Source organism: Nocardioides bruguierae (genome assembly GCF_023656415.1).
Classification (GTDB): domain Bacteria; phylum Actinomycetota; class Actinomycetes; order Propionibacteriales; family Nocardioidaceae; genus Nocardioides; species Nocardioides bruguierae.
Genome location: NZ_JAMOIL010000026.1, coordinates 32,937 through 56,289, shown reverse-complemented (window position 1 = coordinate 56,289; position 23,353 = coordinate 32,937). Strand labels below are relative to the sequence as shown.

Annotated in this window: 23 protein-coding genes; 17 read left to right on the top strand and 6 right to left on the bottom strand. The window is 73.6% G+C overall.

From position 1 onward, the window contains the following. On the bottom strand, window positions 1-107 hold a 107-nt coding region (locus M8330_RS22720; protein ID WP_443689928.1), incomplete at its 3' end, for a flagellin N-terminal helical domain-containing protein. Window positions 108-474: 367 nt separating this feature from the next. Beyond that, window positions 475-1,338 (bottom strand): sigma-70 family RNA polymerase sigma factor, encoded by an 864-nt coding sequence (locus tag M8330_RS17020; RefSeq protein WP_250828298.1) that lies wholly within the window; start codon window positions 1,336-1,338, stop codon window positions 475-477. A 340-nt stretch (window positions 1,339-1,678) separates the two neighbouring features. On the opposite strand from M8330_RS17020, the gene flgN reads away from it, so the two are divergent. From flgN to M8330_RS16950, 14 genes are all read left to right on the top strand, one after another. Beyond that, window positions 1,679-2,152: a flagellar export chaperone FlgN gene (flgN, locus tag M8330_RS17015; RefSeq protein WP_250828297.1), complete on the top strand. Its 474-nt coding sequence runs from the start codon at window positions 1,679-1,681 to the stop codon at window positions 2,150-2,152. Between the two features lie 4 nt (window positions 2,153-2,156). Continuing rightward, entirely contained in the window at window positions 2,157-3,545 is a 1,389-nt protein-coding gene (gene flgK / locus M8330_RS17010; protein ID WP_250828296.1) for a flagellar hook-associated protein FlgK, read from the top strand. Next, window positions 3,545-4,432 carry a flagellar hook-associated protein FlgL gene (gene flgL / locus M8330_RS17005; RefSeq protein ID WP_250057667.1) on the top strand — a complete coding sequence of 296 codons (888 nt, stop codon included), beginning with the start codon at window positions 3,545-3,547 and terminating at the stop codon, window positions 4,430-4,432. The genes flgK and flgL overlap by 1 nt, the downstream gene beginning before the upstream one ends. A gap of 86 nt (window positions 4,433-4,518) precedes the next feature. After that, window positions 4,519-4,929, top strand: coding sequence for a flagellar assembly protein FliW (locus tag M8330_RS17000; protein WP_250828295.1), 411 nt, complete (start codon window positions 4,519-4,521; stop codon window positions 4,927-4,929). A 152-nt stretch (window positions 4,930-5,081) separates the two neighbouring features. Beyond that, window positions 5,082-5,315: a carbon storage regulator CsrA gene (gene csrA, locus M8330_RS16995; protein WP_250057677.1), complete on the top strand. Its 234-nt coding sequence runs from the start codon at window positions 5,082-5,084 to the stop codon at window positions 5,313-5,315. Between the two features lie 221 nt (window positions 5,316-5,536). Next, a complete protein-coding gene (locus M8330_RS16990; protein ID WP_250828294.1) occupies window positions 5,537-7,891 on the top strand; it encodes a chemotaxis protein CheA in 2,355 nt (784 codons plus the stop codon). A 13-nt stretch (window positions 7,892-7,904) separates the two neighbouring features. Further along, window positions 7,905-8,336 (top strand): chemotaxis protein CheW, encoded by a 432-nt coding sequence (locus M8330_RS16985; RefSeq protein WP_250057682.1) that lies wholly within the window; start codon window positions 7,905-7,907, stop codon window positions 8,334-8,336. A 121-nt stretch (window positions 8,337-8,457) separates the two neighbouring features. Beyond that, window positions 8,458-10,095, top strand: a complete 1,638-nt coding sequence (locus M8330_RS16980) for a methyl-accepting chemotaxis protein (protein ID WP_250828293.1) — start codon at window positions 8,458-8,460, stop codon at window positions 10,093-10,095. 113 nt (window positions 10,096-10,208) lie between these two features. Then, the gene (locus M8330_RS16975; protein ID WP_250828292.1) at window positions 10,209-11,540 is read left to right on the top strand and encodes a protein-glutamate methylesterase/protein-glutamine glutaminase; all 1,332 of its coding nucleotides are present in this window, start codon (window positions 10,209-10,211) and stop codon (window positions 11,538-11,540) included. Further along, window positions 11,537-12,418: a CheR family methyltransferase gene (locus M8330_RS16970; protein WP_250057688.1), complete on the top strand. Its 882-nt coding sequence runs from the start codon at window positions 11,537-11,539 to the stop codon at window positions 12,416-12,418. Before M8330_RS16975 ends, M8330_RS16970 begins: the two co-directional genes overlap by 4 nt. A gap of 2 nt (window positions 12,419-12,420) precedes the next feature. Continuing rightward, a complete protein-coding gene (locus M8330_RS16965; RefSeq protein ID WP_250057690.1) occupies window positions 12,421-12,813 on the top strand; it encodes a response regulator in 393 nt (130 codons plus the stop codon). Next, a complete protein-coding gene (locus M8330_RS16960) occupies window positions 12,810-13,316 on the top strand; it encodes a chemotaxis protein CheX (RefSeq protein ID WP_250828291.1) in 507 nt (168 codons plus the stop codon). The genes M8330_RS16965 and M8330_RS16960 overlap by 4 nt, the downstream gene beginning before the upstream one ends. Window positions 13,317-13,634: 318 nt before the next feature. Then, window positions 13,635-15,266, top strand: a complete 1,632-nt coding sequence (locus tag M8330_RS16955; RefSeq protein WP_308196306.1) for an MDR family MFS transporter — start codon at window positions 13,635-13,637, stop codon at window positions 15,264-15,266. After that, complete coding sequence (locus M8330_RS16950) at window positions 15,266-15,754, top strand: MarR family winged helix-turn-helix transcriptional regulator (protein WP_250057694.1); 489 nt, start codon at window positions 15,266-15,268, stop codon at window positions 15,752-15,754. Before M8330_RS16955 ends, M8330_RS16950 begins: the two co-directional genes overlap by 1 nt. Window positions 15,755-15,848: 94 nt before the next feature. Here M8330_RS16950 and M8330_RS16945 read toward each other — a convergent pair whose 3' ends face one another. Further along, window positions 15,849-17,501, bottom strand: a complete 1,653-nt coding sequence (locus M8330_RS16945) for a glycoside hydrolase family 13 protein (RefSeq protein WP_250828290.1) — start codon at window positions 17,499-17,501, stop codon at window positions 15,849-15,851. A 113-nt stretch (window positions 17,502-17,614) separates the two neighbouring features. Next, a complete protein-coding gene (locus M8330_RS16940) occupies window positions 17,615-18,994 on the bottom strand; it encodes a cryptochrome/photolyase family protein (RefSeq protein ID WP_250828289.1) in 1,380 nt (459 codons plus the stop codon). A 190-nt stretch (window positions 18,995-19,184) separates the two neighbouring features. On the opposite strand from M8330_RS16940, the gene M8330_RS16935 reads away from it, so the two are divergent. Both M8330_RS16935 and M8330_RS16930 read left to right on the top strand, forming a co-directional pair. After that, entirely contained in the window at window positions 19,185-19,877 is a 693-nt protein-coding gene (locus tag M8330_RS16935) for an iron-dependent transcriptional repressor DtxR (RefSeq protein ID WP_250057706.1), read from the top strand. A 174-nt stretch (window positions 19,878-20,051) separates the two neighbouring features. After that, window positions 20,052-20,450 carry a hypothetical protein gene (locus tag M8330_RS16930; RefSeq protein ID WP_250057708.1) on the top strand — a complete coding sequence of 133 codons (399 nt, stop codon included), beginning with the start codon at window positions 20,052-20,054 and terminating at the stop codon, window positions 20,448-20,450. Between the two features lie 23 nt (window positions 20,451-20,473). On the opposite strand, the gene M8330_RS16925 is transcribed toward M8330_RS16930, so the two are convergent. Further along, window positions 20,474-21,415 carry a Sir2 family NAD-dependent protein deacetylase gene (locus M8330_RS16925; RefSeq protein WP_250828288.1) on the bottom strand — a complete coding sequence of 314 codons (942 nt, stop codon included), beginning with the start codon at window positions 21,413-21,415 and terminating at the stop codon, window positions 20,474-20,476. Then, window positions 21,412-21,681, bottom strand: coding sequence for a DUF2277 domain-containing protein (locus tag M8330_RS16920; protein WP_250828287.1), 270 nt, complete (start codon window positions 21,679-21,681; stop codon window positions 21,412-21,414). The genes M8330_RS16925 and M8330_RS16920 overlap by 4 nt, the downstream gene beginning before the upstream one ends. A 239-nt stretch (window positions 21,682-21,920) precedes the next feature. Here M8330_RS16920 and M8330_RS16915 point away from each other — a divergent pair, with 239 nt between their 5' ends. After that, on the top strand, window positions 21,921-23,096 hold the full coding sequence (locus M8330_RS16915) for a saccharopine dehydrogenase family protein (RefSeq protein ID WP_250828286.1): 1,176 nt from the start codon (window positions 21,921-21,923) through the stop codon (window positions 23,094-23,096). Window positions 23,097-23,353 lie beyond the last annotated feature (257 nt).

The following is a 23,353-nucleotide window of genomic DNA, read 5'->3' as shown; positions in this document are numbered from 1 at the left end:
AAGCCGGAGGAGAGCTTCTCCAGCGACTTGCTCATCGAGCTCTGGGTCGAGGAGAGGTTGCGGTAGGTGTTGATCGCGTCGACGTTGGTGTTGATGCGCAGGCTCATGATGGGTTCCCTTCCTGGGAGTCGAGTCGGTCAGCCCGTCCGTGGGCTCGCTGCTGGCGGAGCAGCGTCCGGCCGGAGGCCGGTCGTGCTGGATCCGTGACGGTGGCGGTGTCTGTGGCTGGGTCTGCCACGGGGGAGCGCCGGCGACGCTGCCGGCGGGTGGAGCAGGTGGAGCGGGTGGCGGTGCGTGTCGTGCGGGACGCGCAGGCGGGGGACCCGAGCGTCCGACCCGGTGGGTGACCGGGTGGCGGGAGGCGCGCGGTGCGCGCTGGTGCGGTCCGTGGCCTCAGGGGCGCCGCGGGCAGCGTGGGCGGTGCCGGGGGAGCACCGGGGTGAGCGTCGGGGGAGCGTCGGGGGAGCTCGTCGCTCAGGCGATGCCGGCGACGGCCGCGGTCTGGGTGCGACCGGTGGCGTGGCGGGTGGCGACGGCGGCGAAGTAGGCCGAGCGACGCTGGGCGGCGCAGCCCTGGGGGCGGGGGTGCGCGGCGACCAGGTCGGGGTCGAGCGCGGAGTTCATCGCGTCGCGGAGCAGCACCAGCGCCTCGGCGCGGATCTGGGAGATGCGGGACTCGGTGACGCCCAGCGTCTCGGCGATCTCGGCCATCGGGCGCTCGGCGAGGAAGTACTCCTGGACCACGACGCGCATGCGCTCGGGCAGCTCGGCGATCGCGTCGACCATGTACTCCAGGCGCTCGCGGTGCTCGAGCACCTCGGACGGCTCCGGGGTGGAGCTCACCAGGACCTCCTCGAAGGAGACCTCGGAGCCCTGGAGGGAGAGGACGTTGGCGCGGGCGACGTCGCCGTCGTTGTTCTCGACCTCGGCGACGGTCATCCCGGCGCGGGCGGCGACCTCGTGGACCTCGGGGGCCCGGCCGAGCTCGGCGGCGAGGGAGGAGCGGGCGGCCTCGAGGTCGCGGCCGCGGCGGCGGACCGAGCGGGAGGCCCAGTCGATGCCGCGCAGCTCGTCGAGGATCGCACCGCGGATGCGGGACGCGGCGTAGCGGGTGAACGGCACCCCGCGGTCGGCCTCGAAGGCCTGGGCCGCCTTCATCAGAGCGGTGAGCCCGGCGGAGGTCAGGTCGTCGCGGGAGACGTGGGCCGGCACGCGGCCCATGGTCTCGCGGACGATGTGGGAGACGAGCGCCATGTGGTCGACCGCGAGGGCCTCGCGGGCCTGGTCGTCCAGGACGGTGGTGGTCTCGATCTCTGCGATCCGCGCGCTGGGGGTCACGGTCGTCTCCTCTGCCTCGGGGGTGGTGGTCCGGGTGTCCTCCGCCGGACCCTCGTGGCCGGCGACAGCACCACTGTGGACCCTGCGAAACCGCTTGTGACCGTGGCTCAAGGACTCTTGGGCCTTCCTTGTCGGTTCCTTGTCGGATCGACGTGGAACCTTGTTAAAGGGGTGGGCCGAAGGTCCCGGGTCGGCGCCCTCGTCGCGCCGGAAGTCGTGGTGTCGGGGTGGGCGATCCGGCTCAGATGGGCGGCTTCGGGGCCGATCAGCCCGGTGCGAGGCAGACGCCCCGCGGCGCCACGCACGGCGCACCGTCCCCTTCGAACACCTGGAGCCTCGAGTGGAGAAGCTGGCCCTCGTCCTGTGGCGCGAACGCGAGCTGCTGGAGACCCTGCTGTACCGGCTGGAGGTCGAGCAGCTGCTGCTGACCAACCACCGCTCGGACCACCTCACGCGCGCGGCGAACGACGTCGAGGCCGTGCTGGAGACCATCCGCCAGACCGAGGTGCTCCGCGCCGTGGCCGCCGACGAGGCCGCCGCCGCGCTCGGCCTGGCCCCCTCGCCCTCCTTGTTCGACCTGGCCGAGGCCAGCGAGGAGCCGTGGCGCTCCATCCTGCTCGAGCACCGCGAGGCCTTCACCTCCACGACCAACCGGCTCACCGACATGGCCGAGACCAACCGGGACCTGCTCACCGCGGGCTGGCAGGCCGCCCGCGCCGCGCTGGCCGACCTCGAGGAGCCGACGACCTACGCCGGCGACGGCCGGGCGGTCGGCAGCGACCGGGTGGCCCGACTCTTCGACGGGAGCCTGTGACCTCATGAGCGGCACCCTGTCCTCCCTCAACTCCGCGCTGTCCGCGCTGCGCTACCAGCGCGTCGCCATCGAGACCGCCAGCGCCAACGTCGCCAACGTCGGCGTCGAGGGCTTCACCCGACGTCGCGTGACCGCCGAGACGCTCGGCGCGCCGTCCGTCCCGGCCATGTGGTCGCGCTACACCGGCCCCGACGGCGGCGTGCGCACCAGCGGCGTCGAGCGGCTCGCCGACCCGTTGATGGAGGCCCGCTCCCGCACGGAGCACGCCAAGCTGGCCTACCTGGAGACCCGCACCACGGCCCTGACCCGCCTCGAGAGCGGCATCGGCGAGCCGGGCGACTCCGGCGTCTCCGCGGCGCTCTCGGACTTCCGCGACACCTGGGACGACCTCGCGAACGACCCCAGCTCCATCGCAGCCCGCGGTCAGGTGATCGCCGCGGCCGCCGCCCTGGCCGACTCCTTCGCCGCGCAGGCCGCGAACATCGACAACGAGGAGGCCACGCAGCGGCTCACCGCCACGGGCCTCGTCGGCGAGGTCAACACCATCGCCGTGGAGCTGTCCGAGACGAACCGCGCCATCAACGCCGGTCGCCTCGACGGCACCGACACCAGCTCGCTCCACGACACGCGCGACCGGCTGGCCAAGCAGCTGACCACCATCACCGGCGGCACCGCCACCGAGCGCTCCGACGGGGGCCTGGACATCACCGTGGGCGGCGTGAAGCTCGTCGACGGCATGCAGGCCGGCTCGCTGGCCATCGCCTCCGGCATCACCCCCGACGGCGACGCCGACGGGCTGCCCGTCAGCTACGAGATCACCCTGGGCGGCTCGACCTCCGCGCACACCTCCTCGCTCTCGGGCGAGCTGGGCGCGACCACCGAGCTGCTCAACACCACGCTCCCCGGCTACGCCGACCACCTCAACACGGTCGTCCGCGACTTCGCCGACGCCGTCAACGCCGCCCACGTGGCCGGCCACGACCTCGACGGCGGCACCGGCAACCCGTTCTTCACCTACGACCCCGCCGACCCGGCGTCCACCCTGACCGTGGCCGTCACCGACCGCCAGGTCGCGGCCTCCGACGTCGCCGGCAGCCTGGACGGCGGGGTGGCCGACCGGCTCGCCGCCTCCGGCACCGCCGAGCTCGCCTACCAGCAGCTGGTCAGCGGACGCGGCACCGAGGTCGCCTCGGCCAAGCGGCTGACCGCCACCCAGCAGCTGCTCACCACCCAGGTCGACACGGCCAAGGAGCAGCTCTCCGGCGTCAACCTCGACGAGGAGATGGTCGACATGGTCGCCGCCCAGCGCGCCTACGAGGCCGCCGCCCGCGTCATGAGCACGGTCGACACCGTGCTCGACACCCTCATCAACAGGACAGGTCTGGTGCGCTGATGGTCGTGCTGCGTGTCACCCAGAACATGATGGTCCGGAGCTCGCTCACGGGCCTGCAGAGCGGCCTGTCCCGGGTCGCCGACGTCCAGGAGAAGCTGGCCACCGGCAAGAACATCAACCGGCCCTCCGACGACCCCACCGACGCGGTGGTCTCCATGCGGATGCGCTCGGAGCTCTCCCGCGCACAGCAGCACGTCCGCAACGGCCAGGACGGCCTCTCCTGGCTGACCATGGCCGAGACCGCGCTGACCAGCACCAACGACAACCTGCGCCGCGTGCACGAGCTCGCCCTCACCGGCGCGAACGGCACCTCCTCGGCCACCTCGCGCGAGGCCATGGCCACCGAGGTCGAGCAGATCCGCGCCGCGATGCTCGACGACGCCAACACCTCCTACCTGGGCCGCCCCGTCTTCGGTGGCGTCACCGCCGGCAGCAAGGCCTTCGACGACACCGGCACGTGGATCGGCGTGCCCGGCGCGGTGCAGCGCACCGTGGCGGACGGCGTCCGCCTGCGGGTCGACGTGGAGGGCACCGACGTCTTCGGCGACGGGGCCTCCAGCGTCTTCGCCGAGCTGGACGCCCTCGCCACCGCGCTGCGCAGCGACGACAAGGCGTCCATCAGCGCCGCCATCGACTCCATGACCAGCCGGATGGCCGGGGTCACCGACGTGATCTCCCGCGTCGGCGCCACCTACTCCCGCGCCGACAAGGCCGTGCTCACCGCCGAGGACGCGGTCTTCGGCCTCCAGGTCTCCCTCTCGGAGGTCGAGGACGTCGACCTGCCGGCCGCCATGGTCGACCTCCAGGTCAGCCAGGTCGCCTACCAGGCGGCGCTGGCCGCCACGGCCAAGGTCGTTCAGCCGAGCCTCGTGGACTTTCTGCGATGATCACGACGACGACCCGGCACGACCGGCCCGCCGCGCCGGCCGCGGTCGAGACCCCCCGCATCCCCACGCTCCGGAGGAGCTCCGCAGTGACCACCAGCACCCCCCAGGCCGAGGGCACGGACGCCGGCGCGGTCATCAGCCTCGTCCGACCCCTGCCCGGCTTCCCGGGGCACCACCGCTTCACGCTCGAGTCCCTCGACGACGCCGGCGTGCTCTCGGCCCTGCGCTCCGTCGAGGACGAGACCCGCTTCCTCGTGGTGCCGCCGCACACGTTCTTCCCCGACTACGCACCGGTCGTCGACGACACCACCCAGGCCGAGCTCGGCCTGGAGACCGCCGAGGACGTCCTGCTGCTCGTCGTGCTGACCCCTGGCGAGTCGCTCGCCGGCACCACGGCGAACCTCCTGGCTCCCGTCGTGGTCAACCGGCACACGCTGGCCGCCGCCCAGGTCATCCTGGACGACGCCTCGCTGACCACCGCGGTGCCGCTCGTCTGAGCGGCAGCCACCCAGCAGCACCCAGCGGCACCGGCCCGGGGCCGGCGTGCCCCACGGCGCGCCGGCCCCGCGCCCGTCCGGACCCCGGTGACTCGGGCCCGAGGCGCGGCGTTGCTCCCCGGCGGGGCCGGGGACCGGGTAGCGTGGCCGCCATGCTGGTCCTGAGCCGCCGCGTGGGCGAGAGCGTCGTCATCGGTGACAACGTCACCGTGACGGTGCTGGAGATCCGTGGCGACGTCGTGCGGATCGGCATCGACGCGCCCCGCTCCGTCGCGGTCAACCGCGCGGAGCTGCTGGCCGAGCTCGAGTCGAGCAACCAGGCCGCCGCGTCCGCCAGCGAGGAGCAGGTGGCCTCCCTGGCCAAGCTCCTGCGCGACAAGCGCTGAGCCCCACCGGGCCGGCCGGGCCGCCGACCGAGGTCACGACGCCGCGTGACGAGGGGCGCCACCACCACCGCTCGGCGCTGACCTGACCGTCCGAAAGGACCATGGTCCCTGGTCTGTGGGGCCTCCTGCCGGGCGAGGGCCGGGCGGGGTTTTACTCAGCCGGGCTGCCGCTGTGCCGAATCCACCTGCGACTTCGGCTACAGCGAGAGAGAGCGCCCGCCATGAGCAACTCGTCCCAGGACAACCCCGCAGACACCGCGGGTTCCTCGCCCCTCGCGGGGCTCGAGGACATCGTCTCGGAGTTCCTGATCGAGAGCCACGAGAACCTCGACCAGCTCGACCGCGACCTGGTGGCCCTCGAGCAGGACCCGACCTCCCGTGACCTCCTCTCGGGGGTCTTCCGCACGATCCACACGATCAAGGGCACCAGCGGCTTCCTCGGCTTCGGCACCCTGGAGAGCGTCACCCACGTCGGTGAGTCCCTCCTGGCCCGGCTGCGCGACGGCAAGCTGACGCTCACCCCCGGCACCACGACGATCCTGCTGGACGTCGTCGACGCCGTGCGCGACCTGCTCGCCACGATCGAGCAGCACAACGGGGAGGCCGGCGCGGCCTACGACGAGCTCGTCGCCCGCGTCCAGCACGTCCTGGACGGCGGCAGCGCCGACGAGGCCGCGGCGCCCGCCGCCGAGACCCACGCCGAGCCCGCCGCAGAGAACCCCGCCGAGCCCGCCGCCGAGCCCGTGGCCGAGGAGGTCGCCGAGCCGGTCGCCGCAGCGCCCGTGCCGGCCCCCGAGCCGGTCGCCGCAGCGCCCGTGCCGGCCCCCGCCCCGACGCTGGCCGCCGTGCCCAGCGCGGTCGAGGAGGAGCACCACGAGGCCCCGGTCGCGCAGGTCGCCCCCGACGCCGCCGGCGGTGAGCCGCGCCGCTCGGTCGCCGACTCCACCATCCGCGTGGACGTGGGTCTGCTCGACTCGCTCATGACGATGGTGGGCGAGCTGGTGCTGACCCGCAACCAGATGCTCCAGCGGGCCGCCGCCACCGAGAACTCCGAGCTGGCGCACACCACGCACCGCCTCAACCTCATCGTGGGCGAGCTGCAGGAGGGCGTCATGAAGACGCGCCTGCAGCCCATCGACAACGTGTGGTCCAAGCTGCCCCGCGTCGTCCGCGACCTCTCCGTCCAGCTGGGCAAGCACGTCGACCTGAAGATGGAGGGCCGGGAGACCGAGCTCGACAAGACCATCCTCGAGGCGATCCGCGACCCGCTGACCCACCTCGTCCGCAACTCCATCGACCACGGCATCGAGGGCCCGGAGACCCGCGCGGCCGCCGGCAAGACGGAGAAGGGCACGCTCACGCTGCGCGCCTTCCACGAGGGCGGCCAGGTCAACCTGGAGATCTCCGACGACGGCAAGGGCATCGACCCGGCCGCGCTGAAGGCCAAGGCGATCGGCAAGGGCCTGGTCACCGAGGAGAAGGCCGCTCGGATGACGGACCACGAGGCCGTCCAGCTGATCTTCCTGCCCGGCTTCTCCACCGCCGCGGCCGTCACCAACGTCTCCGGGCGTGGTGTCGGCATGGACGTGGTGCGCACGAACATCGAGAAGATCGGCGGCACGATCGACATCGTCACCGCCCACGGCGAGGGCACCACCGTCCGCGTCCGCATCCCGCTGACGCTGGCGATCATCCCCGCCCTGGTCGTGACCTCCGCCGAGCACCGCTACGCGATCCCGCAGGTCAACCTGCTGGAGCTGGTCCGCCTCGACGCCGAGCAGTCGAAGGTCGCCATCGAGACCGTCCACGGCGCCCCCGTCTACCGCCTGCGCGGCAAGCTGCTGCCCCTGGTCGACCTGCGCGAGCAGCTCGGCCTCGAGGCCCGCGAGCCCGGCGCCACCTACATCGTGGTGCTCCAGGCCGACAACCAGGAGTACGGCCTCGTCGTCGACGACATCCTCGACACCGAGGAGATCGTGGTGAAGCCGCTCTCGAGCCAGCTGCGCTCGCTGTCGACCTACTCCGGCGCCACGATCATGGGCGACGGCTCCGTCGCGCTGATCCTCGACGTGACCGCGATCGCCCGCAGCTCGGGCATGAACCTGGAGAGCGGCGAGGACCCGTCCGTGGCGAACATCGACCTGGCCTCCGCCGAGTCCACCTCCGTCCTCGTCGTGGACGTCGGCTCCGGCCGCCGCGCCGCGATCCCGGTCGCCGCGGTGGACCGCCTCGAGGAGATGCGCCCCGACCGGGTCGAGCGCGCCGGCCAGCAGGAGGTCGTGCAGTACCGCGGCCAGATCCTCCCGATGGTCTGGCTCGCCAACGAGCTGGGCACCGGCGGCGCCTTCGCCGACCCGGACTCCTCGCTGCGCGTGGTGGTCTGCCGCTCCGAGGACCAGCTGCTCGGCGTCGTCGTGGACGACATCCTCGACATCGTCGAGTCCGACCTCGCGGTGCGCATCGAGAACGGCGGCTCTGACTCCGCCGTCGTGCAGGAGCACGTCACCGAGCTCGTCGACATCGCGGCCATCGCGGCCCGACTGACCCCCGCGCCGTCGCTGGCGTGGTCCGCCTGAGGAGGCACCTGGCATGTCCCAGTTCTGCACCTTCACCGTGGGTGGCCACCTGTTCGGCGTCCCGGTCGAGAGCGTCCAGGAGGTGCTGCGGGCCCAGGAGGTCACCCGCGTCCCCCTGGCGCCCCGCGAGGTCTCCGGCCTGCTCAACCTGCGCGGAGCGATCGTGACCTCGATCGACCTGCGCCGCCGGCTCGGCATGGCCGACCGCGAGCCCGACGGCAAGAGCGTCAACATCGTCGTCCGCACCGCCGACGGCTCCGCCGTCTCGCTGGTCGCCGACGAGATCGGCGACGTCCTCGAGCCGCCGGCCGACTCCTTCGAGACCCCGCCGGAGACCGTGCCCGCCTCGGTCCGCGCCGTCGTCGAGCGCGTCTGCAAGCTCGAGAAGCGGCTGATGCTGCTCCTCGACACGCACCGCGCCGTCGGCGGCCTCGAGGCCGCCTGACCCGCCGCCTGACCCTCGGCCCGCTCGGGCCGCTCTCGGACCCCACCCCGCCGGTGCGACCACCGGCACCCGCACGTGACCACGGACCACGGTCACGAACCCGTAGGAGAACCCAACCGTCATGACCGTCCTCGCAGACCCGCCCGTCTCCACCTCCGGGGGCGCGGACCCGGCCCCGTCGGTCGGACGCCCCCGACGGAGCTTCCTCGCCGACCTGTCCGTGGGCAAGAAGCTCACCGTGCTCACCGGCGTCGCGCTGCTGCCGGCCGCGCTGCTCTACGCGACCACCCTGAGCGTGCTGGGCAACCAGGCCGACGCCCAGGACGCGGAGGCCGCGCTCGACACCGCCGCCGCCGAGCTCTACCACCTGGACAACCGCAACTCCGAGATCAAGGCGGACGCGTTCCGCTACCTGATCGCCGGGGAGCAGGAGACGGCCGCCACGGACGCGGCCGACGACGTCGTCAGCGCCCAGGACGTCATCGCCCTCCTCCAGGGCCTGGACCTCCCGGCCGACATCGCCGAGCAGGTCGACGTCCTCGAGGCCTCCTCGCAGGGCTACTACGACTACGTGCTCTCCCTGACCGCCGGCGAGCTGGGCGTGTCCGGCTCCGAGGGCGTCACGGCCGTGACCGACTCCAACCACGAGCTCGACGCGGCGCTCGACGACCTCCGCGTCGTGCTCGAGGGCGGGCTCGAGGACGCTCGCGTCGGGCTCGACGACGCCTCCTCGGCGGCCCGGATCACGCTGCTGCTGACCCTGCTCGGCGCCGGCGTCGTCTCGGTGCTCCTCGCGGTCGTCATCGGCCGCCGGATCACCGGCCCGCTGGCCCGCACCGTCTCGGTGCTCGACGCGGCCGCCGACGGCGAGCTCGGCACCCGCATCGAGGTCCGCAGCCGCGACGAGATCGGCCGCCTCGGCGACTCCCTCAACCGCACCCTGGAGAACCTGTCCGACGCGCTGCGCCGCATGGGCTCCGGCGCCGAGTCGCTCACCTCCGCCTCCGACCAGCTCTCCGCCGTCTCCACCCAGATGAAGGGGACCGCGGGGGAGTCCAGCACCCAGGCCGACCTGGTGGCCGGTGCCGCCGACGAGGTCAGCCGCAACGTGCAGACCGTCGCCGCCGGCACCGAGGAGATGTCCGCCTCGATCCGCGAGATCGCCCAGAACGCCACCAGCGCCGCCGGCGTCGCCGCCCAGGCCGTGGTCTCGGCCGAGGCCGCCACCAGCACCGTCGCCAAGCTCGGCGAGTCCTCCTACGAGGTCGGCAACGTCATCAAGGTGATCAACTCGATCGCCGAGCAGACCAACCTGCTCGCCCTCAACGCCACCATCGAGGCCGCCCGTGCCGGCGAGGCCGGCAAGGGCTTCGCGGTCGTCGCCAACGAGGTCAAGGAGCTGGCCCAGGAGACCTCCAAGGCCACCGAGGACATCGGCCAGCGGATCGAGGCCATCCAGGCCGACACCGAGGCCGCCGTCACCGCCATCGCGCAGATCGCCGAGGTCATCGGCCAGATCAACGACACCCAGGCCACCATCGCCTCGGCCGTCGAGGAGCAGACCGCGACCACCAACGAGATGTCGCGCAGCGTCGCCGAGGCCGCCACCGGCTCCTCCGCGATCGCCGACAACGTGACCGGGGTCGCCCGCGCGGCTCAGGACACGATGGCGGCTGCCGACTCCACCAGTGGGTCCGCGACCGACCTGGCCCGGATGGCCGCCGAGATGCGGTCGCTGGTCAGCCAGTTCCGCCTCTGACCCACCCCACGGGGCACGGGCAGGACGCCGGCACCGCCGGCGTCCTGCCCCGCACCGCCCAGCAGCACCCCGCACACCCCCACCCGCCGGACCGAGCCACCCAGGAGCAGGCGATGAGCAAGATCCGCGTCCTCGTGGTCGACGACTCCGTCGTCATCCGCCGCCTGGTCACCGACGTGCTGGCCGCCGACGAGCGCATCGAGGTCGTCGGCACCGCCGTCAACGGCCGCGTCGCGATCACCAAGATGACCCAGCTCAAGCCCGACCTGGTCACCATGGACATCGAGATGCCCGAGATGGACGGCATCGCCACCCTCGGTGAGATGCGCAAGCTCGGCATCCGCCTGCCGGTCGTCATGTTCTCGACGCTCACCGAGCGCGGCGCGCAGGCCACCCTCCAGGCCCTCGAGCTCGGGGCCAGCGACTACGTCACCAAGCCCGCCAACGTGGGCTCCGTGCAGGCGTCGATGGCCGCGGTCCGCGAGGAGCTCATCCCCAAGGTCGTCGCCCTGGTGGGCGGCCGCCGTGGCGCCGGGCCCCGCGCCCCGCGGGCCGGGATCTTCGGCCCGGCCGGCACCAGCCGCGAGCAGGCCTCGCGCAACCGTGCCACCCCGTCGTCCCCGACCGGCGGGGCCGGGCACGAGACCCCCCGTCCCGACGCCCACGCGGCCCACGCGCCGCAGGCCGCCCACCTCCCGCCGGTGAGCCCCGGGGCCCACCCGCGCGAGGTGCGGACGCCCACCCCGGCCGTCACCCGCGTCGCGCGAGCCCCCCGCTCGCGGATCGACGTCGTGGCCATCGGGGTCTCCACCGGCGGGCCCGAGGCCCTCACCCGGGTCCTGGAGTCCCTGCCGGCCGACCTCGGCGTGCCCGTCGTCGTCGTTCAGCACATGCCCCCCGTCTTCACCAAGGCCTTCGCCGACCGGCTGGACTCCAAGGTCCCGCTCCGGGTCGTCGAGTCGGGCGCGGGGGAGCGGGTCGAGCCCGGCACCGTGCAGCTCGCCCCCGGCGACCACCACCTGCGCTTCCGGCGCACCGGCGACGTCGTCAGCACCACCCTCGACCAGGGGGCGCCGGAGAACTACTGCCGGCCCGCCGTCGACGTCATGTTCCGGTCCGTGATCGAGACCTGGGGCGCCGAGCACACGCTCGCCGCCGTCCTCACCGGCATGGGGCAGGACGGGGCCGCGGGCTGCGTCGCCATCCACAACGGCGGCGGCGCCGTCCTCGTCCAGGACGAGGCCACCTCCGTGGTCTGGGGCATGCCCGGCGCCGTGGTCCACGCCGGTGTGCCCGCCGACGTCCTCCCCCTCCCCGCCGTGGGCCCCGCGATCGTGGAGCAGGTCCGCCGCTCCCGCCCGCTCGCCGCCACCGGCCGCACCACCGCTCCCCTCCACGCCACCGCCAGCACCCGCTCCGCCCTCACCTCAGGAGTCCTGTCATGACCCTCTCGCCCGAGGCGTTCCGCTTCGTCGCCGACCTGGTGCGACGCGAGTCCGCCATCGTCCTGGAGACGGGCAAGGAGTACCTCGTCGACTCCCGCCTGCGCTCCCTCGCCGTCGCCGCGGGGGACGCCGACGTCAACGCCTACGTCGACCGGCTGCGCCGGCCCGACGGTGCGCGGGAGAAGTCGAAGGTCGTCGAGGCCATGACCACGAACGAGACCTCCTGGTTCCGCGACCGCGAGCCCTTCCAGGCGCTGTCCGGCACGATCTTCCAGGAGCTGATGCAGCGGCCGAACGCCAGCCGCACCATCCGCATCTGGTCCGCGGCCTGCTCGTCGGGCCAGGAGGCGTACACGATCGCCATGCTCGCCGCCGAGCACGTCGTGCCGCTCGGCTGGCGCGTCGAGATCGTCGCCACCGACCTCGCGCAGTCGATGGTCGACCGCACCCGCGAGGGCAGGTACAGCCAGCTCGAGATCGGCCGCGGCATGCCCGCGCCGCTGCTGGTCAAGTACTTCCAGCGCGAGGGCACCGGCTGGAAGGTCTCCGACCAGCTGCGCTCCATGGTGCGCGTGCAGACGCTCAACCTCGCGGCGCCCTACCCGCCGATGCCGGTCTTCGACATCGTCTTCCTGCGCAACGTGCTCATCTACTTCGACGCCGCGACCAAGAAGCAGGTGCTCGGCCGGGTCCGCCAGGTGCTCGACCCGCAGGGCTACCTCTTCCTCGGCGGCGCCGAGACGACCCTCGGCATCGACGACTCGTGGGAGCGCAGCACCATCGGCCGGTTCACGGTCAACCGCCCACGCGGCGCCGTCGCCGCCCCCACCGTCGGGACCGCGCCCCTGTCCGGTCTCGCCGCCAGGAAGGTGATCTGACCGTGCGTGCCCTCGTGATCGACGACTCCCGCGCCATGCGGATGATGATCGGCCGGCTCCTGACCCAGCAGGGCTTCGAGATCCTCCAGGCCGGCGACGGCCAGGAGGCGCTCGACGTCCTCGGCGCCTGCGAGCCGCACGAGCTGCCGGTGCTGTGCACCGTCGACTGGAACATGCCCGTGATGGACGGGCTGACCTTCGTGCAGTCCGCCCGCAAGCGCACCGAGCTGCGGGACCTGACCCTGATGATGGTCACTACCGAGTCGGAGAACCACCAGGTGGTGCGGGCCCTCGCCGCAGGCGCCCACGAGTACCTCATCAAGCCCTTCACCGCCGAGGCGATGGCCGACAAGCTCGACCTCCTCGGCCTGGACCCCTCCAGGAGAGTGGCATGACCACCACCGACGCGCCCGCCGACGCCCTCGGCAGCACCCCCGCCGCCGTGTCCGTCGAGGACCTCCAGCAGATCGCGGACGACGTCTGGGCGACCTTCCTGGACGCCGGCGACGTGCCGCCGCCCGGCGACGACGCCGGGACGGACGCCGAGACCGACCCCGAGACCGACCCCGGGACCGACGCCGTGCACTCCGCCATCGCCGTGCTCGGTTCCTGGGAGGGCCAGGTCGTCGTCGAGTGCAGCCGCACCGCCGCCGAGCGGATGGCTCGCCAGATGCTGATGGTCACCGACGTGACCCCGGCCGACCTCGACGACACCGTGGGCGAGCTCGTCAACGTCGTCGGCGGCAACGTCAAGAGCCTCGTGCCCGCACCCTCCTCCCTGGGGCTGCCGGTCACCGAGGCCGGGCGCTGGGTCGCCGGCGGAGCCGCACCCGTGTGCAGCGTCCACCTCGACTGGGCCGGGCACCCGGTGACGGTGAGCGTGTGGTCGGCGGCGTGACACATCGGTCGCCTCCGGCGACATGTTCGCGCGCTTATACCCCTGTTCTACGCTCGGAGCCCTCGGCACCGACGCTCGCAGGCTCGCGGTCGGCACCTCGCCATCCTCGCTGTAGAACAGGCGTCGCGCACGAACGCTTCATGCCCCTCTGCTGACTGGTCCCCAGAGGCACATCCCCCTGTGCCTCTGGGGATCGTGCTTTCCGGACGCGTGAAGCGTCGCCCGGCGACATGTCGGCGGAGCCGACCATCGGGAATAGTTGCCTATCGCATACAGTTGTGCCCGGCAACCATCCCCGTCGACCACCCCGAGGCCCCCTTGACGCAGACCGCCCCGCACCCGGAGAACCACCACCCCGGTGAGATCCAGCAGATGACGCACCGCGAGATCCTGACCGCGATGTCGGGCCTGCTGCTGGCCATGTTCGTGGCGATGCTCTCCAGCACCGTCGTGACCAACGCGCTGCCGCGCATCGTCGCCGACCTGGACGGCTCGCAGACCGGGTACACGTGGGTGGTCGTGGCGACCCTGCTGGCCACCACGGTGAGCACGCCCCTGTGGGGCAAGATGTCCGACCTGGTCAGCAAGAAGGGCCTGGTCCAGGTCGCGCTGGTCCTCTACACGATCGCCTCGGTGATCGCGTCGTTCGCGCCGTCCATGGAGGTGCTCATCGGGGCCCGCGTGCTCCAGGGTCTGGGTGCCGGCGGCATCCTCGCGCTGGTGCAGGTGGTGATCGGCACGATCGTCAGCCCGCGCGAGCGCGGCCGCTACAGCGGCTACATCGGCGCGGTCTTCGCCGTGGCCACCGTCTCGGGCCCGCTCATCGGCGGCGTGATCGTGGACTCCGCCCTCGGCTGGCGGGGCGTGTTCTGGCTCGGCCTGCCGTTCGCGGTCGCCGCCTTCGTCGTCCTCCAGCGCACGCTGCACCTGCCCACCGTCCGCCGCGAGGTGCACCCCGACGTGCTGGGCTCGTTCCTGGTCGTCGGCGGCGTCAGCCTCCTGCTGATCTGGGTCAGCCTCGCCGGCGACCAGTTCGCCTGGGGCTCCCTGACCACCGTGCTGATGGTCGCCGGTGCCGTGGTGGTGCTGGCCGCCGCCGTCCTGGTGGAGGGCAAGGTCGCCCGCGACCCGATCATCCCGCTCGACCTGTTCCGCGACCGCACCATCGTGCTGGCCGTGATCGCCTCCGCGCTCGTCGGCGTCGCGATGTTCGGCTCGACCGTCTACCTCTCGCAGTACTTCCAGACCGCGCGCGGCATGTCCCCGACCGAGGCCGGCCTCATGACCGTCTGCATGGTCGGCGGGCTGCTCGTCTCCAGCATCGTCTCGGGGCGCGTCATCACCGCCAACGGCCGCTGGAAGCCGTGGCTGGTGGGCGGCATGGCGCTGGTCGTGGTGGGCCTCGGCCTGCTCTCCACCATCGACGAGACCACCTCGCTGGTCGTCGTGGGGGCCTTCATGGCGGTGCTGGGCGTCGGCATGGGCTCGACGATGCAGAACCTCGTCCTCGTGGTGCAGAACGCGGTGCCCCTGCACCGCATCGGCGTCGCCTCGTCCGTCGCCGCCTTCTTCCGCACCCTGGGCGGCTCGATCGGCGTCTCCGCGCTGGGGGCGCTGCTCTCCCACCAGGTCGCCGGCAAGATCGCCTCCGGCCTGGCCGACCTCGGCGTCAGCGCGACCGGCTCGTCCTCCGCGCTGGCCGACCTGGACTCGCTGCCCGCCCCCGTCCTGGCCGTGGTCGAGGCCGCCTACGGCGAGAGCTTCGCCCACGTCTTCCTGGTCGCGGCGCCCCTCGCGGTGATCGCCCTGGTCGCCGTGCTGGCCATGCCGAAGGTCGAGCTGCGCACGTCCAACGGCCCGGTGCGCGAGGAGCCCGCCCAGGACGCGGCGTCCACGGATGACGGGGACCGCGCGCCGCGGACCGCTGCGGCGGCTACGCTCGACGTCTGATGACGCCACCAGCGAGCCCGACGACCCCGCGAGCCGACACCCTCATGCGCCTGGAGCAGGAGGTGGGCGTGCTGATCCGTCGCGTGCGCAAGGTGATCAACTCGCGTGCCAGCGCGGTGCACCCGGACCTCCAGCCCGCCTCGTACCTGATGCTGAGCTACCTCCAGGAGCAGGGTCCGCTGCGGGCCTCCGTGGTGGCCGAGCTGTTCGACATCGACAAGGGCGCGATCAGCCGTCAGGTCAGCCACCTGGTCGACCTCGGCCTCGTGGTGCGCAACCCGGACCCCGACGACGGCCGCGCCTCGCTGTTGAGCGTGACGCCGCTGGCCCGCGAGCGCCTGGAGCCCATCAAGGAGGTCCGCCGGCAGTGGGTCTCCGACCAGCTCGAGGGCTGGTCCGACGACGAGGTGGAGCGCCTGGCCGTGCAGCTGGGGCGCTACAACGAGGCCCTCACCGGACGCCCGGAGCCGGACCCGGCCGGAGCCTGAGCGGCCCGCCCCCGGCCGCACCCGCGGCCCACGACGCCCGAGACCCCCTCCGCCCGCGGGCGGAGGGGGTCTCGTCGTTGCTGTGCCGGGTGCGTCAGCCGCGCACCCAGACGGCGGTGTCGGCCGGCAGCGTGCCGTCGACCGGACCGCTGGCGTGCACGACCTCGCCGTCCGGCAGCGCCGCGTCCGCGGTGCCGCAGTTGAGCGCGACCGTCAGGTCACCGCGGGTGAAGCTGAGGACGTCGCCGTCGACGACGACCTTCACGGAGGCGGGGAGGTCCGCCAGGTCGCGGCGGGCGGCCAGCGTGCGCCGGTAGAACGCGAGGGTCGACTCGGGGTCGGTCTCCTGCGCGGCCACCGTGAGGCTGCCCCAGCCCGAGGGCTGCGGGAGCCAGGGCTGGCCGCTGCCCGGGCCGAAGCCGAAGGGGGCGGAGTCGCCCGACCACGGCATCGGCACCCGGCAGCCGTCGCGGCCGATCTCGGGGGCGTCGGTGTCCTTGGTGCGCAGCCAGCTGGGGTCGGTGCGGTCCTCGGGGGCCACGTCGACCTGCTCGAGGCCGAGCTCCTCACCCTGGTAGAGGTACGCCGAGCCGGGCAGCGCCAGCATCGTCATCGTGGCCGCGCGGGCGCGGGCCAGGCCCTGGGTGCCGCCGCCGTAGCGGGTGACGTGCCGGATGACGTCGTGGTTGGAGAGCACCCACGTCGGGGTCGCGCCGACGGGCTCGAGGGCGTCGAAGGTGTGGGTGACGACGTCCGCGAACTTCTCGGCCGACCACGGGGCCAGCAGCCAGGCGAAGTTGAAGGTCTGCTGGTACTCGTCGGGGCGGACGAAGCGGGCCATCGACTCGGCGGTGGCGGTCCAGGCCTCGGCGACCATCATCCGGTCGCCGGGGTACTCGGCCAGCACCTGGTGCCAGCGGCGGTAGACCTCGTGCACCTCCGGCTGGTCCCACATCGGCTCGTCCAGCGCGGCGCGCTCGACCATGGAGCCCGCCTCCTCGCCGGCCGTGGCCCCGCCCTTGGCGCCCTCGGGGCGCACCTGGTCGCGCAGCGACTCCTCCTTGAACAGGCCGTGCGCCACGTCCACGCGGAAGCCGTCGACGCCACGGTCGAGCCAGAAGCGCAGGACGCCCTCGAACATGTCGCCGACCTCGGGGTTGCGCCAGTCGAAGTCGGGCTGGGAGGAGTCGAACAGGTGCAGGTACCACTGCGGGTCGTCGTCGCGGCCGTCCGGGTGCTCGGCCACGCGGTCCCACGCGGAGCCGCCGAAGACGGACTCCCAGTTGTTCGGGGGCTCCAGGCCGCCCTCGCCCGTGCCGTCGCGGAAGAGGTAGCGGGCGCGCTCCGGGCTGCCCGGCTCGGCGCGCAGTGCCGCCTGGAACCACTCGTGCTGGTCGGAGGAGTGGTTCGGGACGAGGTCCACGATGAGCCTCAGGCCGAGCTCGTGGGCGCGGGCGACGAGGGCGTCGGCGTCCTCGAGGGTGCCGAACAGCGGGTCGATGTCCTGGTAGTCGGACACGTCGTAGCCGTGGTCGGCCTGGGGGGAGCGGTAGAAGGGGGAGATCCACAGGGCGTCGACGCCGAGGTCGCGCAGGTGCTCCAGGTGGGCCGTGATGCCCGGGAGGTCACCCACGCCGTCGCCGTCGGCGTCCGCCCAGGAGCGGGGGTACACCTGGTAGATCGCCGCGTGGCGCCACCACTCGGCGCCGGTGGGGGTCGGGTCGATGGATGCGTCGTTGCCAGCCATGCACTCACTCTCGCACATCGGATGTTACCGGTAAACCTCTCGCGCGAGAGCGCTTGCATCCTGGGACGCTCCCGGGGCTGCGTCGGTGGTGCGCGGAGCGGGGGAGAGGCTGGTCAGCGGATGGCCTGCCACCGGTCCAGCGACTCCTGCCGCTCGGCCTTGTGGTCCACCAGCGGGTGCGGGTAGCCGACCAGGTCGCGGGTCTCCGCGTCCGGCTCGTGCGGGTCCGGCACCTGCTGGGGGTCGGCCAGCTCCTCGACCCAGCGGCGCACGTAGGTGCCCCGCGGGTCGAACTTCTTGCCCTGGCTGGTGGGGTTGAAGACGCGGAAGTAGGGCGCGGCGTCGGTGCCGCAGCCGGCCGTCCACTGCCAGCCGTGCTGGTTGGAGGCCAGGTCGCCGTCGACCAGCCACCGCATGAAGTGGCGGGCGCCGTGCTGCCACTCCAGGTGCAGGTCCTTGACCAGGAAGCTGGCCACGATCATCCGCACCCGGTTGTGCATCCAGCCGGTCGCGCGCAGCTGGCGCATCCCGGCGTCCACGATCGGGAAGCCGGTGCGTCCCTCGCGCCACGCGTCGTAGTCCTCGCCCGGGCGGTCGTAGGTCATCCGCGCGAACTCCGGGCGCAGGTACTCCCGCGCGGTCTCCGGCTTCTGGGCCAGCACGTCGGCGTAGAACTCCCGCCACGCGAGCTCGTTGCGGTACGAGCGCGCGCCGGCCGAGCGGCGCTGCCCGAGCTCGGCCAGCAGCGTGCGCGGGTGGACCTCGCCGTACTTCAGGTGCACCGACATCCGGCTGGTGGCGTCCTTGCCGGGGTCGTTGCGCTGCTCGTCGTAGGCGTCGAGGTCGTCGAGGAACGACTCCCACTGGCGCAGGGCCGCCGCCTCCCCGGCCTCGGGCAGGGCGAGGCCCTCGGGGAGGTCGACGTCCGGGACCTCCACCGGGTGCAGCGGGCCGGCGCCGTCCTGGCCCTTGAGGTCGTCGGTCGTCAGCCACGAGCCGCCGGAGGGGGCGTCGACCGGGGCGCGCCAGCCGTGGTCGGCCCACGCCTTCGAGAACGGGGTGAAGACCTTGTACGGGTCGCCGGAGCCGTTGGTGACCCGTCCGGGCGCCACGGCGTAGGGCGAGCCGGTGCGCACCAGGTCGATCCCGGCGTCGGCCAGCGCCTTCTCCACGGCCTCGTCGCGGGCGCTGCCGTAGGGCCCGTAGTCGGCGGCGACGTGCACGGCGCCCGCTCCCGCGGCGCGGGCGGCGGCCACCACCTGCTCCACCGGGTCCCCGTGGACGACGGCGAGGCCGGCGTGCCGCTGCCGCAGCGAGGCGTCCAGCGACCGCAGGCTGGCCGCGAGGTAGGCACGCCGGCTCGGGCCGGCCGGGCCCCAGAGCCGGTCGTCGAGCACGAACAGCGGGAGCACGGGGCCGTCGTCGGCCGCCGCGCGGAGGGCGGGGTTGTCGGCGAGCCGCAGGTCGCGGCGGAACCACATCACCGAGGTCATCCCCCGAGGCTGCCAGCCGCGGGGCGCGAGGTTGCTCACCCGGTCCGCGGCCGCGGGCACCGCCCCGGGGTTTCGTGTGGCGGGCGTCGGCGTGGTGTGTCACGGTGACCCCGGCTCGTCAGCACGCCCTTCCAGCGGGGGGAGGGGGCGCGGGTCGAAGCGACCCTGACGATGAGGGAGAATAGTCGGCGTGAGCGACCTGATCGACACCACCGAGATGTATCTGCGGACCATCTACGAGCTGGTCGAGGAGGGCATCGTCCCGCTGCGCGCCCGGATCGCCGAGCGGCTGCACCAGAGCGGTCCCACCGTGTCCCAGACCGTCGCCCGGATGGAGCGCGACGGCCTGCTCACCGTCGAGGGCGACCGCCACCTGGAGCTGACCGACGAGGGGCGGATGCTGGCCACGCGCGTCATGCGCAAGCACCGGCTCGCCGAGCGCCTGCTCGTCGACGTCATCGGCCTCGACTGGGAGATGGTCCACGAGGAGGCGTGCCGCTGGGAGCACGTCATGTCCGAGACCGTGGAGAAGCGGCTCCTGGAGCTGCTGGAGAACCCCACCGAGTCCCCCTACGGCAACCCGATCCCCGGCCTCGACGAGCTCGGCAGCAGCCCCTCCGGCGAGCAGTTCATGGACGGCGTGGAGCCGCTGGCCAAGGTCGTCGGCCTGGGCGGCGAGGTGATGGTGCTGGTCCGCCGCATCTCCGAGGAGATGCAGAAGGACGAGGCCCTCATGAGCGCCCTGCGTCGCGTCGGCGCGCGCCCCGACAAGACGGTCTCCGCGGGCGCCACCGACGCCGGCTACCTCGTCTCCGCCGGCGGGGAGTCCGCCGAGATCTCGGACGAGGCGGCGCAGCACATCTTCGTCTCACGCTGCTCCTGAGCCGGGCCTCGCCGCCGCGGGGGTGACCGCTCGTCCCCGCGGTGGACGCGCGTCCACCGGCACGGGTGCCCGCCTTGTCGGTGTCCGGGGGCTGCCCTACCGTGAGCGCACAGCGGGCGCGGGGGGCGACCGCCGTGACGGGTCGTGCTCGGCCCGGGCGAGGAGGGGTGCGTCGTGGAGCTGATCGCTGTCACGATGCCCGTCGACCTGCTCGGCGAGCACAGCGACCCCGCGCACCCGCTGGACCCCGCGACCGGGGCCGACTTCGTGCTGCGGCACTCCGAGACCGCGCTGGGTCGGGGGCTCGAGCCCGGAGAGGTCGTGATGCTCGTCGACCCCGAGGGCGAGTACCACACCGCCACCGTGCTCGACCTCCGCTTCGAGCTCGAGGACACCGTCTACGTGCTGCGTCGCGACGCCCGGGTGCCGCCCGAGCAGGTGCGCGACCGGATGCTGCACGTCGCACCACGCGCGCCCGAGGAGGGCTCCCCGCCCGGCCCGGACGACGAGCGCTCGGTCGTGGACCTGCTCGGCGAGCTCCGGCGGCGCTGGGCCGAGCGCGACGACGACTGACCGTCCTCGCCGGTGGCCGGGGCTCAGCGCCGGGCGTCTGCCACGGTGGTGAGCACGTCGGCGACGCCGCCCTGCACCCGCACGTCGGCGAGCGCGTCGCCGCGGGTCCAGCCGCGGTTCACGATCACCACGGGCACGCCGGCGCGGGCCGCCCGGCGGACGAACCGCAGGCCGCTCATCACCGCCAGGCTGGAGCCGGCGACCAGCACGGCGCCGTCGGCGGGGGAGAGGGCGTCCACCGCGGCGAAGCAGCGCGCGACCACCGGCGCCTCCACGTTCTCGCCGAAGAACACCACGTGTGGCTTGAGGATGCCGCCGCACACCTCGCAGTCGGGGACGACGAAGCCGTCGGTGTCGTCCAGCTCCACGTCGCCGTCCGGGTTGACCGCCGCGTCCGCGTGCGCCTCGAAGTAGCCCGGGTTGAGGGCGGTCAGCCGCTCGTGCAGGTCCGCCCGCGAGGTCAGGGTTCGGCAGGAGAGGCAGACGACCTCGGAGATGCGGCCGTGCAGCGCGACCAGCGGGTCCGTGCCCGCGCGCTCGTGCAGGCCGTCGACGTTCTGGGTGATGACCAGGTCGGCGCCGAGCCGGGCCACCGCCCGGTGGCCGGCGTTGGGGTCGGCCTGGCGCATCCGGCCCCACCCGACGTGGCTGCGCGCCCAGTACCGCCGGCGCGCGACGGGCCCGGAGACGAACTCCGCGAACGTCATCGGGCTGCGCGGGCGCGCACCGGGGCCGCGGTAGTCGGGGATGCCGGAGTCGGTGGAGAGCCCCGCGCCCGTGAGGACGACGAGGTGGCGGCCGACGAGCAGGTCGGCCGCGCGCTGCACCTGAACCGGCGCGGACCAGGCCGGCTCGGGCTCCCAGCCCGCCGGTGCGACCGCCCGGGTCGGGACCGCGACGAGCGCGGGGGACACGGACGGGACGCGGACGGGTGGCGCCGCGGCGCCCGGGGAGGCCTCGGTCAACGCGCGTACCGCTCCTGCGCGCGGGCGCGGGCCTTGGCCGCCTCCACCTCGCGGTCCTTGGGCGCGGCGGTGGTGACCAGGGCGTCCAGCAGGTGCTGGGTCGCGTGGGCGACCTCGGCGACCGCGCGGTCGAACGCCTCCTGGTTGGCCTGCGAGGGCCTGGTGCTCCCCGAGACCTTGCGGACGTACTGCAGCGCCGCGGCCTCCACCTCGGACGTGGTGGCCGGCGGCTCGAAGTTGTGGAGCTGGCGGATGTTGCGGCACATGCCTCGAGCGTACGGCGTGGTGGTCTCGACGTGCGCTCGTCGCCGGGGCTCCTCGCTGCTCGACCCCCGGGGCTCCGGTGATCGAGGTGCGAGGGCGGCCACGCCCGAGCCCCGAGCTCGCCGCACGTGCCCGCGGCTGCTTGGCGAGGAGGCCGGCCACGGCCGTCGCGAGACCGGGCCCGGGGTGCGGCCGGCGGAGGGCGGTGGGAGCGGCGTCACATCCCTGGCACGATGCGACCATGCCCGACTTCGACCTGCTGCTCATCGGCGCCACCGGCTTCACCGGTGGCCTCACGGCCGACCACCTGGCGGAGCACGCCCCCGAGGGCCTGCGCTGGGCCCTCGCCGGCCGGAGCCCCGACAAGCTGGCCGCGGTGCGGGACCGGCTCGCCGGCATCCGCCCCGAGCTGGCCGAGCTGCCGCTGCTCGAGCTCGACCTCACCGACCCCGCGGCCACCGCCGAGCTGGTCTCCCGCGCGAAGGTGGTCGTGACCACGGTCGGGCCGTACCTCCAGCACGGCGAGTCGCTCGTGGCGGCGTGCGCCGAGACGGGCACCGACTACGTCGACCTCACCGGCGAGCCCGAGTTCGTCGACCTCATGTACGTGCGGCACCACAGCACGGCCGTGCGCACCGGCGCCCGCATCGTGCACGCCTGCGGCTTCGACTCCGTGCCCCACGACCTCGGCGTGCTGCACGCGATGCGCGCCCTGCAGCCGACCGGGCCGGTGGAGGCGCGCGGCGTCGTCCGCGCCTCGGCCCAGTTCTCCGGCGGCACGTTCCACTCCGCCCTGGGCGCCTTCTCCCGCGCACGGGAGATGAAGGAGGCCGCCGGGCGTCGCCGGGCGATGGAGAAGCGCGCCGCGGGCGGGGCGGGGCGCCGCGTCCGCGCCACCGCCGGTCGCCCGCACCGCGACCCGCTGCTGGGCTTCTGGCTGGTGCCGCTGCCCACCATCGACCCGCAGGTCGTGGCCCGCAGCGCCCGCGCGCTCGACCTCTACGGGCCCGCGTTCACCTACAGCCACTACGCCGGCACGAAGACGCTGCGCTGGGCCGCCGGTGGCGCGGCCGGCGCCGCCGGTCTCGCGGTGGCGGCCCAGGTGCCGCCCCTGCGCGAGGCGCTCCTGCGGCGGTTGCCGGCCGGCTCCGGCCCCTCCGCGGAGCGGCGGGCGCGGTCCTGGTTCACCGTGGACGTGGTGGCCGAGTCCGAGGGCCGCGTCCAGCACTCCCGTGTGTCCGGAGGGGACCCGGGCTACACCGAGACCGCGCGGATGCTGGCGTCGGCCGGGCTGTGCCTGGCCCTGGACGACAACCCGACGCAGGGCGGCAGCCTGACCACCGCGCAGGCGATGGGGGAGAACCTGCTGGCCCGGCTGGAGGACCTGGGCATCCGGTTCGAGACCGTCCCGGCGTGACCCGGTGACGCCCTCGAGGGGCGGCCCCGCCGCGCCCGAGGGCGAGCGGGAAGCGGCGTAATGCCTGCGGCGGGGGCGCGGACGACGGCGGCTTGACCTGCGCCGGAGGCGCGCAGCCTGCGGTGGGAGCGGCGTCCGGGGCGGCGCCACGACGGCTTAACAGGTGACGGTGGCGGCGCAATCGGCGTCTAACAACGAGCGGCCACCATGGATGTCGTGGTCACAGAGGTGGCCGCAGCCGTCCGGGCCCCCACCCC